Raw genomic sequence first — 15,077 nt, 5'->3', positions numbered from 1 at the left:
GTTCAGGGTGTCATGCGCTGCGACCTGCTCCGTCACCGGATCTTGATGGTGATCGTCGACCCCTTGGGTGCCGTGTCCCCGCCCTTCACGGACTGGTTCTTGACGGTGTCGCCGAACAGGCCGAGCAGACCGCGGTCCTCGTCGACCTTGAAGCCGGCGCCCTCCAGGGCCTTGTGCGCGTCGTCCACGCTGTCACCGGTGACGTCCGGAACCTCGACCATCTCGGGGCCCTTGGACAGCGTGAGCGTCACCGTGTCGCCGTCGGCGGCCTTGCTGTCGCCCGCGGGCGTCTGCGCCGCGACCTGGCCCTTGTCGTACTCGGAGTTGATCCGCGCGGAGGCGACCTTCACCGTCAGGCCGGCGTCCTCCAGGTCGGACTTCGCGCTTTCCAGGTCCTCGCCCGTGACGTCCGGGACGTCCACAGGGCTGCCCTTGCTGACGACCAGGGCGATCGCCGCACCCGCGTGCCGCTCGGTGCCCGCCTCGGGGGTCGTGGAGATCACCGAGCCCTTGGGGACGTCCTCGCTGAACTCCCGGGTGACCATGCCCGGCTCGAGCCCGCTCTTCTTCAGCCGGGCCCTCGCCTCGGCCAGCGTCCGCGCCGACACGTCGGGCACCCGCACGGTCTCCGGGCCGTCGGAGATGGTGAGCGCCACCGCCCTGTTGTCGCGGACGCGGGTGCCGGGCGCGGGGTCCGAGCTGATGACCGTGCCCCGCTGCACCGTGTCGCTGTACGCGTGCTTGACCGCGCCGAGATCGAGGCCCGCCTTCTGCAGTTGCTGGGTGGCCTGCGTCTGGGTCTTCGCCAGCACGTACGGGACCTTGGTGAACTGGCCCGAGTTGATGTACCACACGCCCGTGCCGACTCCGAGGACCAGCAGTACGGCGACGAGGATCGCGAGCGGACCGCGCCGGGAGCGAGCAGTGCGGCGCCGCGTAGGCAGGGGCGGGGGACTCTCCAGCAGGCTGGTGCGGTGGATCCCGCCGTCGTCCTCGTTCACCGGCAGCGGGCGCGGCACCGTCAGCGAGCGCGGGATCACGCTCGTACGGTCCTCGGAGATGTTCCGGTGGTCCGCGCCGACGGCCTGCGGCGGCACCGCGTCCAGCTGGTCCTGGCCGAGCGCGGCGCGCACCTCGCGAGCCTGCGCGAGCAGCGACACCGCGTCCTGCGGACGCATGTCCGGGACGCGCGCGGTCGCCGACGCGACCAGCTGGTCCAGGGGGTACGCCAACCCCGGCACGGCGGCCGACGGGGGCGGCACGTCCTCGTGGATGTGCTTGTAGAGGACGGTGGCCGGGGAGTCCCCGCCGTGCGGCCGGTCGCCGGTCAGCATCTCGTACAGGACGACACCGCACGCGTACACGTCGACCCGGGGGTCGGCCGTGCCGTGTTCTATCTGCTCGGGAGCGAGGTAGGAGACCGTGCCGAGGACGCTGCCGGTGGTGTTGGTGACCGTGTCCACGGACCGCACGAGCCCGAAGTCGGCGACCTTGACCCGGCCGTCGTCCCCTATCAGCACGTTCTCCGGCTTCATGTCCCGGTGCACGAACCCGGCGCGGTGCGCGGCGCCGAGCGCGGCGAGCACCGGCTCCAGGATGTCCAGGGCGGCGCGCGGCTGCAGCGCCCCGCGCTCGCGCAGCACGTCACGCAGGGTGCAGCCGGCGATGTACTCCATGGCGAGGTAGACGTACGACCCGTCGGTGCCCTGGTCGAAGACCTGCACCACGTTCGGGTGCGCGAGCCTTGCGACCGACTTCGCCTCGCGGATGAACCGGTCGACGAAGGTGCCGTCGGCCGCGAGCGTCGGGTGCATCACCTTGAGCGCGAGCACGCGGTCGAGGCGGGTGTCCAGGGCCCGGTAGACCGTGGCCATCCCGCCGACCGCGATGCGCGCGTCCACGCGATAGCGCCCGTCGAGCACCTGCCCGACCAGAGGGTCCTGAAGGGTCGTATCCACGCAGGTGAGTGTACGAGCCGCGACTGACAGGGCTGCCGGTTCGGGTGAGATCGGAGCGGGACTGCAGCCGAGCTGTGACGGACGTCGCACCGACTTCCGGATCCTGTCGAACGCGCGTTCAGAACGCGGGGCGCTCGGGATCCAGGTGCGCACGCCCCTCGTGCGGCGAGGACGCCTCCGCGAAGTGGCGGCGCGGGATACGGCCCGCCCGGTACGCAAGGCGGCCCGCCTCCACCGCGTGCTTCATGGCCTCGGCCATCAGCTGCGGCTCCTGCGCCCGCGTCACCGCCGAGGCGAGCATCACACCGGCGCACCCCAGCTCCATGGCGAGCGCCGCGTCCGAGGCCGTACCGGCGCCCGCGTCCAGGATCACCGGCACGCGCGCGTGCTCGGTGATCAGCTGGAAGTTGTGCGGGTTGCGGATGCCGAGCCCGGAGCCGATCGGCGAGCCCAGCGGCATGATCGCCGCGCAGCCGACGTCCTCCAGCCTGCGGGCGAGGACCGGGTCGTCGTTGGTGTACGGCAGCACGGTGAAGCCGTCGTCGACCAGGGTCTCGGCCGCGTCCAGCAGCTCGATCGGGTCCGGCAGCAGGGTGCGCTCGTCGGCGATCACTTCAAGTTTGATCAGTTCGGTGCCGAGCGCCTCGCGCGCGAGGCGGGCGGTCAGCACGGCCTCCCCGGCGGTGAAGCAGCCCGCCGTGTTCGGCAGCACGCGGATCCCGAGCTTCTCCAGGACGGACAGCACCGAGCCGTGCACCGAGGGGTCCACGCGCCGCATCGCGACCGTCGTCAGCTCCGTGCCGGACGCCACCAGCGCCCGCTCCAGCACATCGAGGCTCGGGGCACCGCCGGTGCCCATGATCAGGCGGGACGTGAAGGACGTACCGCCGATGACAAAGGGGTCGTCGGCCATGGGTCAGCCTCCTTGGACGGCGGTGAGGACCTCGACGCGGTCCCCTTCGGACAGGGACGTCGACGGCCACTGCGCGCGCGGGACGACGGTTTCGTTCAGGGCGGCTGCCACTCCTGAGGGAGCCGGGGTCAGCGCGCGGACGACGGTGTCGAGAGCCGTGCCGGAAGCGAACTGGCGGGGCTCCCCGTTGACGGAGATGATCATGCGGGCTGCTCCAGGAGCGCGAAACGCTTGGGAGTGAACGGGCGTGCCTCGTCCGGGAGTTCACCGGTGGCCAGGGCGTGCGCCATCGCGTCGCCGGTGACCGGGGTGAGCAGCACGCCGTTGCGGTAGTGGCCGGTGGCCAGCAGCAGACCGGGCAGCTGTGTCGGGCCGAGCAAGGGCGCGTTGTCCGGGGAGCCGGGGCGCAGACCGGCCCGGGTCTCCGTCAGCGGCAGCTCGGTGATGCCGGGGACCAGCTCGTGCGCGTCGCGCAGCAGCTCGTACACGCCGCCCGCGGTCACCGTCGTGTCCCAGCCCAGCTCCTCGCTGGTCGCGCCGATCACCAGCTCGCCGTTCTCGCGCGGCACCAGGTAGACGTGACTGCCGCGGACCACCGCGCGCACCGTGCGGCTCAGGAACGGCGCGTACCGCTTCGGCACGGTCAGCCGCAGCACCTGCCCCTTCACCGGCCGCACGGGCGGCAGGACGTCGTCCGGGACGCCCGGCAGCCGCCCGCTGAGGCTGCCCGCGGCCAGCACCACCTGGCCCGCGCCCAGCTCGGTGCCGTCGGTCGTGGTGATGCCGGCGGCCCGGTCCCGTACGACATGGAACCGCTCGGCCCACGCCCGGTGGAACACCACTCCGGCCCGCTCGCACGCGACGACCAGCGCGCGTGCCAGCCTTCGAGGGTCGATCTGGTGGTCGCCGTCCACCCGGAGGCCACCGCGCACGCCAGGGGCGAGCATCGGCTCCAGGCGTCGGCACTCGCGCCCCGACAGCCACTCCGACTCCAGACCCGACTCCCGCTGCAGCGCGTGCAGTTCGCGCAGATGGGCGCGGTCGTCGGCGTCCAGGGCGACCGCGAGCGTGCCGCACTGGCGGTAGCCGAGGTCCTGGCCGGTGAGGTCGGTGAGCTCGGCCGCGAAGTCCGGGTAGCGGCGGGCCGACTCCAGATTCAGGCCGAGCAGGGTCTGCTCGCCGTAGTGCAGCTCCGTGACCGCGGCCAGCATCCCCGCGGCCACCTGGGCGGCCCCGCCACCCGGCTCGGGGTCCACGACGGCCGTGGCGAAACCGCGCTGCGCGGCCCGCCAGGCCGTGACCAGGCCGATGATTCCGCCCCCGATGACGAGGACGTCTGACGTACGTGACGACATGGGCGTCCAGCCCCTCCCTTCGCCGGCATGACCCGGATCAGGTTCGTACGGTCGGAGGCCGCCAGCCTCCCTCTCAGCCCGGTGCGTCCGGGCTCCCGCGAGTGCTTGTACGTTGGCCACCCTAGCCCGACCCGCCGCGCCTCTGTAAGGGAGCCTTCCGTCATGCCGCGTTCGCTGGACGGCCTCGTCCTCGCCCCCGTCGCCGACCAGGCCCCAGGTCAGGTGGGTACGCGGACCCGGTTCAGGTACCACGAGCAGGGCGGCGAGATCTGGGCCGAGTACGCGGGCGGCGACGTCGTGCGCGGGCATCTGGTGGGTACTCGGTCAGGTGACCGGCTGGACTTCCGGTACGTCCAGCTGAAGAACGACGGGACGACCTCCTCGGGGCACTGCGTCTCGGCTGTCGTGGAGCTGCCGGACGGCCGGGTGCGGCTGGAGGAGACCTGGCAGTGGGAGTCGCAGTCCGGCAGCGGAACGAGTGTTGTGGAGCAGGTCACTGAGCACGACTCCTGACTGACGAATAGTCAGTTGTCTATGGTGATCAGGTGAGCGAGCAGACGCGGGAAGAGAGCACGTCACCGGGGCGGCGCGTGGTCGTCGTCGGTGCGGGCATGGCCGGTGTCCAGACCGCGGTCGCCCTGCGCGAACAGGGCTTCACCGGGACCGTGACGGTGCTCGGCGCCGAGCCCCATCAGCCCTACGACCGGCCGCCGCTGTCCAAGGCCGTCCTGCTCGGCAAGTCCGAGGGGTCCGCCTTCGACGTCGACTTCGAGGCGCTCGGCATCGAACTGCGGCTGGGGTGCGAAGTGCTCGGCGTTCGTCCCGGCGAGCACGAACTGGACACCGAGACCGGGACCGTGCCGTACGACGTCCTGGTCCTCGCGACCGGTGCCGAACCGATCACGCTGCCCGGCACCGAGGGTGTGCCCGGCGTGCATCTGCTGCGCACCCTGGACGACGCCGAGCGGCTGCGGCCCGTGCTGGCCAGGCAGCACGACATCGTGGTCGTCGGGGCGGGCTGGATCGGCGCGGAGTTCGCCACGGCCGCGCGCGAGGCGGGCTGTGCGGTGACCGTCGTCGAGGCCGCGGACCGGCCGCTCGCCGGCGCGCTGCCGGCCGAGGTGGCCGCCCCTATGGCCGCCTGGTACGCCGACGCGGGCGCCGAACTGCGTACGCACGCGCGCGTGGAGCACATCGAGCCCGGCGCGGTCGTCCTCGACGACGGCTCCCGGCTGCCCGCCGGTGCCGTCGTGGTCGGCATCGGCGCACGCCCCGCCACGGCCTGGCTGGCAGGCGCCGGCATCGAGCTCGGCGCGCACCACGAGGTCCTCGCCGACGCCCGCCTGCGCACCTCGGCACCGGACGTCTACGCCGTCGGCGACTGCGCCTCCTTCCCTTCGGGGCGGTACGGCGAACGGCTGCTGGTCCACCACTGGGACAACGCCCTCCAGGGCCCGCGCACGGTGGCCGCGAACATCATCGGCGAGGCCACCGCGGAGCCGCCCGCCGTCTACGACCCGGTCCCCTACTTCTGGTCCGAGCAGTTCGGCCGCTTCGTCCAGTACGCCGGCCACCACGCCGCCGCCGACACGACCCTGTGGCGCGGCGACCCCTCGGGCCCCGCCTGGTCCGTCTGCTGGCTGCGCGAGAGCCGCCTGATCGCCCTGCTGGCGGTCGGCAGGCCGAGGGATCTCGCGCAGGGCAGACGGCTGATCGAGGCGGGCACCCCGATGGACCCGGAGCTGCTCGCGGACCCGGCGCGGCCCATGAAGACGGCCACGGCGTAGTACGCAGGACGGCGGCCACGAGGGCCGGCGAAACCCCAGGTCGGGCGGTTCTGGCTTCCGACTGTCAGTGCGGGATGGCAGGCTTGAGTGCGTGACCGAGATTGACGCAAAGATCGATGCTCTCGTCCCCGCCTGGCTCACCCTGCCCGACATCGCAGAGATGCTCGATGTCGAGGTGACGCGTGTGCGACAGCTGGTCAAGGAGGGCCAGCTCATCGCCGTACGCCGAGGTGAGAACCGCGCACTGCACGTCCCCGCCGCATTCATCGACGAGGCCGAGCAGAAGGTCGTCAAGGGCCTGACCGGCACCCTGACGCTCTTGAGGGACGACGGCTTCACCGACGAAGAGATGATCGAGTGGCTCTTCACCCCCGACGACAGCCTGCCCGGCACCCCCGCGCAGGCGCTGAGCGAGAATCGCGGTACGGAGGTGAAGCGCCGGGCCCAGGCGCTCGCCGTCTGATCCGAACAGACTGAACCGAACACCGTCCGGCGTACGGGCCGCGGTCCGCGCAGGCAAGGCCGCGGCCGTGGTCCACTGCGGCCCGCAGAACCCACGGCCACGGCCGGCCCGTAGCCCGTACGCCGCCGACCAGGAACGACACCCACGGGGGACGCTCGTATGCCCGACACCGCCACCGCCGCACGCGCCGAGCTCGCCGACGCCCGCGTCTACCTCTGCACGGACGCTCGCAGGCGCCAGGGCGACCTGCCGGAGTTCCTGGACGCCGTCCTTGCGGGCGGGGTCGACATCGTGCAGTTGCGCGACAAGGGCATGGAGGCCGCCGAGGAGCTGGAGCACCTGAAGGTCTTCGCCGACGCCTGCGCCCGCCACGGCAAGCTGCTCGCCGTCAACGACCGCGCGGACGTCGCGCATGCCGCCGGCGCCGACGTGCTCCACCTCGGCCAGGGCGACCTCCCGGTCCCCGCGGCCCGCGCGATCCTCGGTGAGGCCGTCCTCATCGGCCGCTCCACCCACGCCGAGTCCGAGGCCGCCGCGGCCGCCGTCCAGGAGGGCGTCGACTACTTCTGCACCGGCCCCTGCTGGCCGACCCCCACCAAGCCCGGCCGCCACGCCCCCGGTCTCGACCTGGTCCGGTACACCGCCTCCCTGGGCACCGAGCGCCCCTGGTTCGCCATCGGCGGCATCGACCTCGGCAACCTCGATGAGGTGCTCGAAGCGGGCGCCCGCCGCGTCGTGGTCGTCCGCGCGATCACGGAGGCCGACGATCCGGGCGCGGCGGCGCAGGAGTTCGCGAAGCGACTGCGAAGCGCGTAGCGCGGCCCGATCCGGGACCGTCGTGGCGCAGGTCCGGTCGAGGCCCGCCGTCCGCCGTATTGTCCGATGGGCGTCAGACGGATTGTCGGATGAGAATCCGGCAGGTTGTCCGACGGAATGCGTGGCAGCTTGTCGGACGGAATGTCCGGCTGCTTGTCCGAAAAATGTCCGCCAGGTTGTCCGATAGGTGGACAACAAATAGACAAATCCGGCAAATGTCCCCCATCCGGTTGGGGAGCCGCCGCCCCCTGACTAACCTGCGGGTATGGCCCTCGGAACCTCATCCACCAGGACTGACCACGCGCGCACGGTGCGCGACATGCTCGCGACCGGCAAGACGACGTTCTCGTTCGAGTTCTGGGCTCCCAAGACGGAGAAGGGCGAACGCAACCTCTGGAACGCGCTGCGCAGGGTCGAGGCCGTGGCCCCCAGCTTCGTCTCCGTGACGTACGGGGCGGGCGGCTCCACGCGCGCGGGCACGGTGAGGGCGACCGAGCAGATCGCCGCCGACACCACGCTCACCCCGGTCGCCCACCTCACCGCGGTCAACCATTCCATCGCCGAGCTGCGCAACATCATCGGCCAGTACGCCGACGCCGGGATCCGCAACATGCTCGCCGTGCGTGGCGACCCGCCCGGTGACCCCATGGGCGACTGGGTGCCGCACCCGACGGGACTGACCTACGCCGCCGAACTCGTCCAGCTCATCAAGGAGTCGGGTGACTTCTGCGTCGGCGTCGCGGCCTTCCCGGAGATGCACCCGCGTTCCGAGGACTGGGACACGGACGTCGCCCACTTCGTCGACAAGTGCCGGGCCGGCGCCGACTACGCCATCACACAGATGTTCTTCCAGCCGGAGTCCTATCTGCGGCTGCGTGACCGGGTCGACGCGGCCGGCTGCGACACCCCTGTCATCCCCGAGGTCATGCCGGTGACCAGCGTGAAGATGCTGGAGCGGTTGCCGCAACTCAGCAACGCCGTCATCCCCTCCGCCCTGAAAGAGCGGATCCTCACAGCAAAAGACGATCCGACCGCTGTACGCTCCATTGGCATCGAATTCGCCACGGAGTTCTGCGCACGGCTGCTGGCCGAGGGAGTGCCCGGACTGCACTTCATCACGCTCAACAACTCCACGGCGACTCTGGAAATCTACGAAAACCTGGGCCTGCACCACCCCCCGCAGGCCTAGACCGGCCGCACGGGTATACGACACACTGCGTAGCGGCGACTCGGAGAGGGGCGTACATGGGCTGGACGGTCCTCTACATCGCGTTCGGCATCGTCGCGCTGTGGCTGCTGGGCGAGGTGCTGCTGCAGTACAAGGCGCGCTTGCGCTGGCGGCTGCTCGCCTTCGCCGGGTTCCTCGGCGTGGTGCTCGGGGTGCTGATCCCCTCGGTGATCGTCATCGGTCTGGGCGCTGCCGCGTTCGCGGTCGGCCAGACCTACGTCACGCTGTCCTTCCGCCGCGGTTTCGCGTCGGGCTGGGCGGTCAGCCGGACCGGCATCCCCGGAGTCGGCAAGCGCGGCCACGGCGAACCGGACCACCAGGACCCGACCCTGGAGGTCTCCGACCTCGAGCCGGGCGACGGCGGCCACGACGACCAGGACGTCTACCACCGCGACAGCGTGTCCTACGGCAACGAGGACGACTACGACCGCGACGACGTCTTCACGCCCGCCCGCCCCGCCCCCGCCGAGGCCACCGCGGTCTACGAGCCGCAGCCCCTGCCCGAGGACACCGGCTCCTACGGCATATACAGCGACTCCGCGTACGCCGCCGCCGACGCGTCCTACGCGAACACGGGGCAGGCCCAGGACCAGTACGCGACGGCCGCCCAGGGCGCCGACCAGTCCTACGGGTACGACTACTCCGGCTACAACCAGCAGCAGTACGGCTACGACACCACAGGCCAGCAGCAGTACGCCGCCTACTCCGACCCGTACATCGGCACCCAGACCTACGGCGGCGGCTACGACGCCTACGGGCAGTACGGCCAGCAGGGCTACGGCCAGGACCAGTACGCCACCGGCAGCTACGACGGCCAGACCCCCTCCGGCGGGGTGTGGGTCCCGCAGCAGCGCACCGACGAGGCCTACGGCGGCGAGCTCCCGCAGGAGCAGCCCTACCCCTACCAGGACAACGGCCAGGGGCAGGGGCAGGGGCAAGGACAGGCTCAGGGCAACGGATACGACGAGCAGTACCGTTTCTGACCGCGCAGTACCGTTTCTGAGGGTCCACTACCGCTTCTGAAGGCCCGGCCCCCTCCGGCCGGGGCGGTCACTGAGAGCCCCGGAACTCCGGCCCCTCCACGATCAGACCGGCCACCAGCGCCCCCGACATGCCGGCGTGCGGCAGCCCCCCGCCGGGGTGCGACCAGCCTCCGGCGGTGAACAGGCCCGGTATCGCCGTGCTGTTGGACGGGTGCAGGGCGCCCTTCGCGGACGCCAGTGACGGCGGCGGTACGGCGCCGCCCTCGGCCCCCGTCTCCCGCTCGGTGTGCACGGGTGTGCGGACCTCGCGCCACAGCGTCCGCTCGCGCAGCCCCGGTACCGCACGCTCGGCGGCGGCGACCATCCGGTCCGCGAAGGCGTCGGCGGCCCCCGGCGCGGACCAGTCGTACCCCGTCCCGGACGGCACCGTCGCCGTCAGCACCACCGCCTCGTGCTCCTCCGTGGGGCGCAGGGCCGGGTCGTCCGGGCGGTCGATCCGCACGGTGGGCCGCTCGGGCGTTGTCCCGGGCCCGAACAAGGACAGCTCGTCCGCCGCATCCGGTGCGTGCACGACCGTGCGGTGCACGGCATCCGGCTCCCGCGCGCCGCGCAGCGCGAGGCATACCACCACCCGGCCCGGGTGCGGGCCTTCGGCGCGGGGCACGACGTCCTCAGCCCCGTAGAGCCTCCGGCCCGGTACGAGGGCGGCCAGCCGCCAGGGGCCACCACCGACGACCGTGTCCGCGTCCGCCACCGTGCCGTCGGACAGGTCCACGCCCGCCGCGCGACCGTCCTTCTCCAGGACCCCGGTGACCTCCGCGCCGAAGACGAACTCGACCTTCCGCGCCAGGCACCGCTCGTACACCGCCCGCGCCAACTCCCGTATGCCGCCCCGCACATACCAAGTACCGAAGGCATGCTCCATGTACGGCAACACGGCCGCGGCGGCCGGAGCGGTGCCGGGGGCGACGCCGTGTGCGAGGGCGTAGCCGTCCAGCAGCGCCGCGAGGCGCGGGTCGCGCAGTTCCCAGGCGCCGACCTCGGCGAGAGTGGTGGCGCGGCGGGTGCGCAGCAGCCGCTTGTGCGGGACCGCCGGGTAGGGATCGCGGTCGGCCAGCACCGGCCAGTTGGGCCACAGGGGCTCCTCCAGCAGCGGTCGGCGGGTTCGGTCCCAGGCCTCGCGGGCCCGCACCAGGAAGTCGCCCCAGCGGCCGCCCGCGCCCGCCCCGAGCGCCTCGTCCAGAGCGGCGACCACCCCCGCGCGCGAGGCGTTCGGCAGCGCGACCGTGGTGCCGTCCGCGAAGACGTGCCGCGAGGACGGGTCGACCTGGACCAGTTCGACGCACTCCTCCAGCGGCTCCTTGCCGGTCTTGATGAACAGATCGCGCCAGACCGCAGGCAGGGTCAGCAGCCCGGGGCCGGTGTCGAAGCCGAACCCGTCCCGCTCGAAGCGGCGCACCGCTCCGCCGTACGTCTCCGCACGCTCGTACACCGTCACCCGGTGGCCCGCGACGGCCAGCCGGGCGGCAGCCGCCATCGCGCCCATCCCGGCGCCGATCACCGCAATCCGTCCCATGCCTGCGACTTTATCGACCGCCACTGACAGTCACGGCACGGGCGGCCCGCCGGGCGAAGCCGCAGACCGGCGGCCGCAGGGGAGTACGGATGCGGAGGCGCAGGTAACCAGTCGGCAACGGGGCGCTCTGCGCATGAGTGCGCAGGTCTGAGTATCCGTACCTAGTCAGTGAGATGAGTACGCGCGCGGATGGGGGCCGACCTGCGCGAACGAGAGAGTGGAGACACGGAAAGGGGCACGGCTCCGGCACCGGCGACACGGGGCGCCGGAACGGAGCCGCCCCGGATCCGCTCCTTCCGCCGGCCGAGGTCGGCGGGAGCGAGACACGGGGGAGCCCGGGGGAACGACCGGAACGGGGGCCCAACGGGGAAAACCCGGGGGAGCACAACGGGGGAGCACGAGAGAGCGCCGGTTCGAGGTGGCCCGCGGGGGACGCGGCCACAGCGGACCGGCGCTTTCGTGTGCGACCAGCTACCTGCGGCCGCTGACGCGCCCCTGGAGCAGCCGGGACAGCGCCGCGTGGACGTCGTCCAGGGAGCGCTCCGGCTGGAACGACTGCCAGTCCAGCGCGGCCACCAGGACCATGCCGACCAGCGCCGACGCGGTCAGCGGCACATCGATCTCGTCGCTGAACTCGCCGCCCGCCACGCCCGCGCGCAGGACGTCCTCGACGACCGTGACCGCCTGCTGCCTGACCACCATCAGGGTCGACTGCCAGGCCCGGTTGGTGCGCCACAGTTCAGCCACGTACAGCTGGGTGAAGGCCGGATAGCGCTCGATGAAGACGAGACCGGCGCGGATCATCGCGTCCAGGGCGTCCACCTTGGTGCCGCCGTCCCTGGCCGTACGCTCGGCCGCCTCCCGGAGGGACGCGGCGAGAAGGCCGACCCCGTGCCGCAGCAGCTCCTCGAAGAGGACCGACTTGCTCGCGAAGTTGTAGTAGACCGTGCCCTTCGCGACCCCGGCCCGCTCGGCGATCTCGTCCACCGTGGTGGCGGAGAAACCCTGCTCGGCGATGAGCGTGACGGCGGCCTCGTAGAGCTTCTGCCGGGTGGCCTCGCGGCGGCTGCTGCCGCCCGGCGTGGCGGTGCTGCTTTCCATGGGCCTGATTGTCACAGGAGCCGCGCCCCGGGATGTCACGTCCGCGCTCACAGGCTCAGCTCCGGGTGCAGCCGGTCCAGGGTCCACACCTGCCGGCGGCGGGCCGACACCGCGGTCAGCGCCAGGGCGCCGGCGGTGAAGGCGACGAGCACCACGCACGCGTGCCACACCGGTCCCAGACCGCCGCCCGTGATGAGCCTCCTGAGGGACTCCACGATGTAGCTCATCGGCAGGAAGGGGTGGATCGCGTTGAAGAAGCCGGGGCTGGTCTGCACCGGATACGTGCCGCCCGCGGAGGTCAGCTGGAGCATCAGCAGGGCGAGGACGAGGATCCGGCCCGCCGCTCCGAAGCGGGCGTTCAGCCACTGCACGATCGCCCCGAAGCACGCCGTCACCAGGAACAGGAAGCCGATCGTGCCGGCCGCCCGGGTCATCTGCAGGCCGATCGCCCAGTGCAGGACCGCCATCAGGGACACCGTCTGCAGGACGCCGATCGCCACCACCGGAAGCCAGCCGGCCAGCGCGATGCGCCACGCGGGGGCGCCCGTGGCGAGCGCGCGCCGGTTCATCGGCGGGATCAGCATGTACGCCACCATCGCGCCCACCCACAGGGACAGCGGGATGAAGTACGGGGCGAACCCGGTGCCGTAGTTGGGCGCCTTGTGCAGGTCCCTGGAGACCAGCTTGACCGGGTCGGACATCACCTCGGTGCGCTGGTCGCGATCCTTCTTGTCGTAGTCGGGGATCTTCCCGGCGCCGTCGTGCAGTCCGCCCGCCAGCTTTCCGGAGCCGTCGACCAGCTTGAACATGCCGCCGTTGAGGGTCTCGGCGCCGGTCTTCAGCTGCCCGACACCCTCGTCGAGGTCTCCCGCGCCGCTTTTCGCCGTGCCGAGCCCCTGGTGCAGCTTCTGCGCGCCGGCGGCGACCTTCCCGGCCCCCGCGTTCAGCTTGTTGATCTTGGCGACGGCGTCGGAGAGGTCCTCGGACAGGTGCGGTGCCCGGTCGGCGAGGGCCTGGGCCTGCGTCTGGAGCGTGGCCAGGTTGCCGTCGAGCTTCTTCAGGTCGCCGTGCTGGTCACCGATCAGTGTGTTCAGGTCGTCGGCGATCTTCGCCACGTCGGCGGCCGCGTCCTTCGCCTTCTTCAGGTCGGAGCAGGCCGGATCCGGCAGTACGGCGTCCTCGCAGCGTGCCCGGTAGACGTCGTTCAGCGCGTCGGAGGCCGTGTGGGCGCCCCTGGCGGCGGCGGGGGCCGTCTTCACCAGGGTGTCGAGGTTGTCGCGGATCGCCTTCGAGGAGTCGGCGACGAGCCGAGCCGTGTCCCCGATGGTCTTCTCGTTGCCCTTGAGGAACGGGCCCACCTTCTTGTCGATCCCGTTGACCTTGTCGGCGAGCGTCTGCGTGCCCGCCGCGACCTGCTTCGAACCGTCCGCCAGGTCGCCCGCGCCCGTGTGGAGCTTCGTCAGGCCCTGGGACAGGCGGCCGCTGCCGTCCTTGGCGTCCTTCAGGCCACCGGCGAGTTCCTTGGAGCCCTTCTCCGCCTTCCCGATGCCGCCGTTGAGCTGGTCGGCGCCGTTCGCGGCCTTCACCGTCGCGCCGTGGATGTCGGAGAACGAGATGAAGATCTTGTCCAGGAAGGACCGCGAGGCCTTCATGGACGCGGCCTGGCGCACCTCGCTGAACACCGTCCGGGAGATCTGCCCGACGATGTAGTTGTTCGCGTCGTTCGTACGCACCTGGAGCGCGCCCGTCTCCGGGGAGGCGCCCGCACTCGACGCGATCCGCTTGCTGAAGTCGGCCGGCATGGTCAGCGACAGGTAGTACGTGCCGTCCTCCACGCCCGCGCGTGCGTCGGCGGCACTCACCTCGTGCCAGTCGAAGGTGTCGCTGTCGCGCAGCCCCTCGGTGATGGCGTCGCCCGCGGCGATCTTCTTCCCGTCGGCCGTGGCCCCCTTGTCGTCGTTGACGAGCGCCACGGGGATGCGGTCCAGACGGCCGTACGGGTCCCAGAACGACCACAGGTACAGGGCGCCGTACAGCAGCGGCAGCACCAGCAGCGCCACCAGGGCGGCACGCGGCAGCCTGCCCCGGCGGAAGCGCCTGAGCTCAAGAGCGGCCAGTTTCGGCGAGCGCATCGGCCTTCTCCTTCTCCGTGGTGGCCTTCTGAGTGGTCGCTACGACGACGGTGTCCTGGGGGGCTTCGCTGCACACCGCCACGACGGTCGTCCCGGCCGCGGCGATCGACCTCAACAGCGCCCAGACCTCGGCCCGTTCGGCGTGCGAGAGCTTCAGGTCGGTGTCGTCGACGCCGAGCAGCCGCGGGCGTCCGAGCAGCGCGAGCGCGATGGACAGCCGCAGCGCCTCCAGCCGCTCCAGATCGCGTACGGCCGTCCGGGAGCCCTTGGGCAGGGCCTCCCGGTCCAGGCCGGCGGCGGCCAGCGCGACGTCGATCCGCTGCCTGGCCTCGGCCGTGCGCTCCTTGCGCGGCCGCAGCAGCCCGCGCAGCGAGTCGCCGAAACGCCGTTGCAGCAGCGCCCGTTCGAGCAGATGCTCGCCCACGGTCAGGGCCGGCTCGAGGTCGGTGACCCCGGCGACATGCGCGAGCCCGCTGACCCGGCGCACCGCCGCCATCTGCTTGGGCAGCTTCCACTCGCCCACCTCGGCCGCTCCCGCGGTGGGCTTCATCCGTCCCGCGAGCGCGAGCAGCAGGCAGGTGCGGCCGGACCCGGACGGTCCCTCGATCGCGATCAGCGAGCCGGGCTCCGCGTCGAACGTGACGTCGCGGAACGCCCAGCCGCGAGGGCCCCTGACTCCGAGGCCGCGGGCCGTGACACCGATTCCGGGCACGGTTCCCCCCATCCCCTGAAATTTGAACTGACTGGTCAGTGCAAAAACTACTC

Annotated in this window: 14 protein-coding genes and 1 riboswitch; of the genes, 6 read left to right on the top strand and 8 right to left on the bottom strand. The window is 71.8% G+C overall.

Features of this window, described 5'->3' with window-relative positions; genetic code table 11:
- Positions 1-32: 32 nt before the first annotated feature.
- The 4 genes from pknB to thiO form a co-directional block, all read right to left on the bottom strand.
- Positions 33-1,958 (bottom strand): Stk1 family PASTA domain-containing Ser/Thr kinase, encoded by a 1,926-nt coding sequence (gene pknB, locus ACWC1K_RS36870; RefSeq protein ID WP_450837262.1) that lies wholly within the window; start codon positions 1,956-1,958, stop codon positions 33-35.
- A 118-nt stretch (positions 1,959-2,076) separates the two neighbouring features.
- Positions 2,077-2,871 carry a thiazole synthase gene (locus tag ACWC1K_RS36865; RefSeq protein ID WP_365838123.1) on the bottom strand — a complete coding sequence of 265 codons (795 nt, stop codon included), beginning with the start codon at positions 2,869-2,871 and terminating at the stop codon, positions 2,077-2,079.
- Positions 2,872-2,874: 3 nt separating this feature from the next.
- Entirely contained in the window at positions 2,875-3,075 is a 201-nt protein-coding gene (gene thiS / locus ACWC1K_RS36860; protein WP_450837261.1) for a sulfur carrier protein ThiS, read from the bottom strand.
- A complete protein-coding gene (gene thiO / locus ACWC1K_RS36855) occupies positions 3,072-4,226 on the bottom strand; it encodes a glycine oxidase ThiO (protein ID WP_450837260.1) in 1,155 nt (384 codons plus the stop codon). The genes thiS and thiO overlap by 4 nt, the downstream gene beginning before the upstream one ends.
- A riboswitch (TPP riboswitch) is annotated at positions 4,224-4,335 on the bottom strand. Its footprint overlaps the gene before it by 3 nt.
- A 53-nt stretch (positions 4,336-4,388) precedes the next feature.
- Between thiO and ACWC1K_RS36850 the strand changes: the two genes are divergently transcribed.
- The 6 genes from ACWC1K_RS36850 (at position 4,389) to ACWC1K_RS36825 (ending at position 9,503) form a co-directional block, all read left to right on the top strand.
- The gene (locus ACWC1K_RS36850) at positions 4,389-4,739 is read left to right on the top strand and encodes a hypothetical protein (RefSeq protein ID WP_450837259.1); all 351 of its coding nucleotides are present in this window, start codon (positions 4,389-4,391) and stop codon (positions 4,737-4,739) included.
- A 32-nt stretch (positions 4,740-4,771) separates the two neighbouring features.
- Complete coding sequence (locus tag ACWC1K_RS36845) at positions 4,772-6,013, top strand: NAD(P)/FAD-dependent oxidoreductase (protein ID WP_450837258.1); 1,242 nt, start codon at positions 4,772-4,774, stop codon at positions 6,011-6,013.
- Positions 6,014-6,104: 91 nt separating this feature from the next.
- Positions 6,105-6,476, top strand: a complete 372-nt coding sequence (locus ACWC1K_RS36840) for an Rv2175c family DNA-binding protein (RefSeq protein ID WP_351469871.1) — start codon at positions 6,105-6,107, stop codon at positions 6,474-6,476.
- Positions 6,477-6,635: 159 nt separating this feature from the next.
- Positions 6,636-7,292: a thiamine phosphate synthase gene (gene thiE, locus ACWC1K_RS36835; RefSeq protein WP_450837257.1), complete on the top strand. Its 657-nt coding sequence runs from the start codon at positions 6,636-6,638 to the stop codon at positions 7,290-7,292.
- A 265-nt stretch (positions 7,293-7,557) separates the two neighbouring features.
- Positions 7,558-8,481: a methylenetetrahydrofolate reductase [NAD(P)H] gene (metF, locus tag ACWC1K_RS36830; RefSeq protein WP_450837256.1), complete on the top strand. Its 924-nt coding sequence runs from the start codon at positions 7,558-7,560 to the stop codon at positions 8,479-8,481.
- Positions 8,482-8,537: 56 nt separating this feature from the next.
- The gene (locus tag ACWC1K_RS36825) at positions 8,538-9,503 is read left to right on the top strand and encodes an SCO2102 family sporulation regulator (RefSeq protein WP_450837255.1); all 966 of its coding nucleotides are present in this window, start codon (positions 8,538-8,540) and stop codon (positions 9,501-9,503) included.
- A gap of 67 nt (positions 9,504-9,570) precedes the next feature.
- Here the strand turns inward: ACWC1K_RS36825 and ACWC1K_RS36820 are convergent, their stop codons facing one another.
- The 4 genes from ACWC1K_RS36820 to ACWC1K_RS36805 all read right to left on the bottom strand — a co-directional run bounded on the left by ACWC1K_RS36820 (position 9,571) and on the right by ACWC1K_RS36805 (position 15,036).
- Positions 9,571-11,079 carry a phytoene desaturase family protein gene (locus ACWC1K_RS36820; protein WP_450837254.1) on the bottom strand — a complete coding sequence of 503 codons (1,509 nt, stop codon included), beginning with the start codon at positions 11,077-11,079 and terminating at the stop codon, positions 9,571-9,573.
- A gap of 471 nt (positions 11,080-11,550) precedes the next feature.
- Positions 11,551-12,180 carry a TetR/AcrR family transcriptional regulator gene (locus ACWC1K_RS36815; protein WP_450837253.1) on the bottom strand — a complete coding sequence of 210 codons (630 nt, stop codon included), beginning with the start codon at positions 12,178-12,180 and terminating at the stop codon, positions 11,551-11,553.
- A 47-nt stretch (positions 12,181-12,227) separates the two neighbouring features.
- Complete coding sequence (locus ACWC1K_RS36810; protein WP_450837252.1) at positions 12,228-14,312, bottom strand: YhgE/Pip family protein; 2,085 nt, start codon at positions 14,310-14,312, stop codon at positions 12,228-12,230.
- Positions 14,284-15,036, bottom strand: a complete 753-nt coding sequence (locus ACWC1K_RS36805) for an ATP-binding cassette domain-containing protein (protein WP_450837251.1) — start codon at positions 15,034-15,036, stop codon at positions 14,284-14,286. The genes ACWC1K_RS36810 and ACWC1K_RS36805 overlap by 29 nt, the downstream gene beginning before the upstream one ends.
- Positions 15,037-15,077 lie beyond the last annotated feature (41 nt).

It is taken from the genome of Streptomyces sp. NPDC001492, assembly GCF_053597275.1.
The sequence above is the reverse complement of the archived record's forward strand: the minus strand, read 5'-3'. Positions and strand labels throughout refer to the sequence as shown.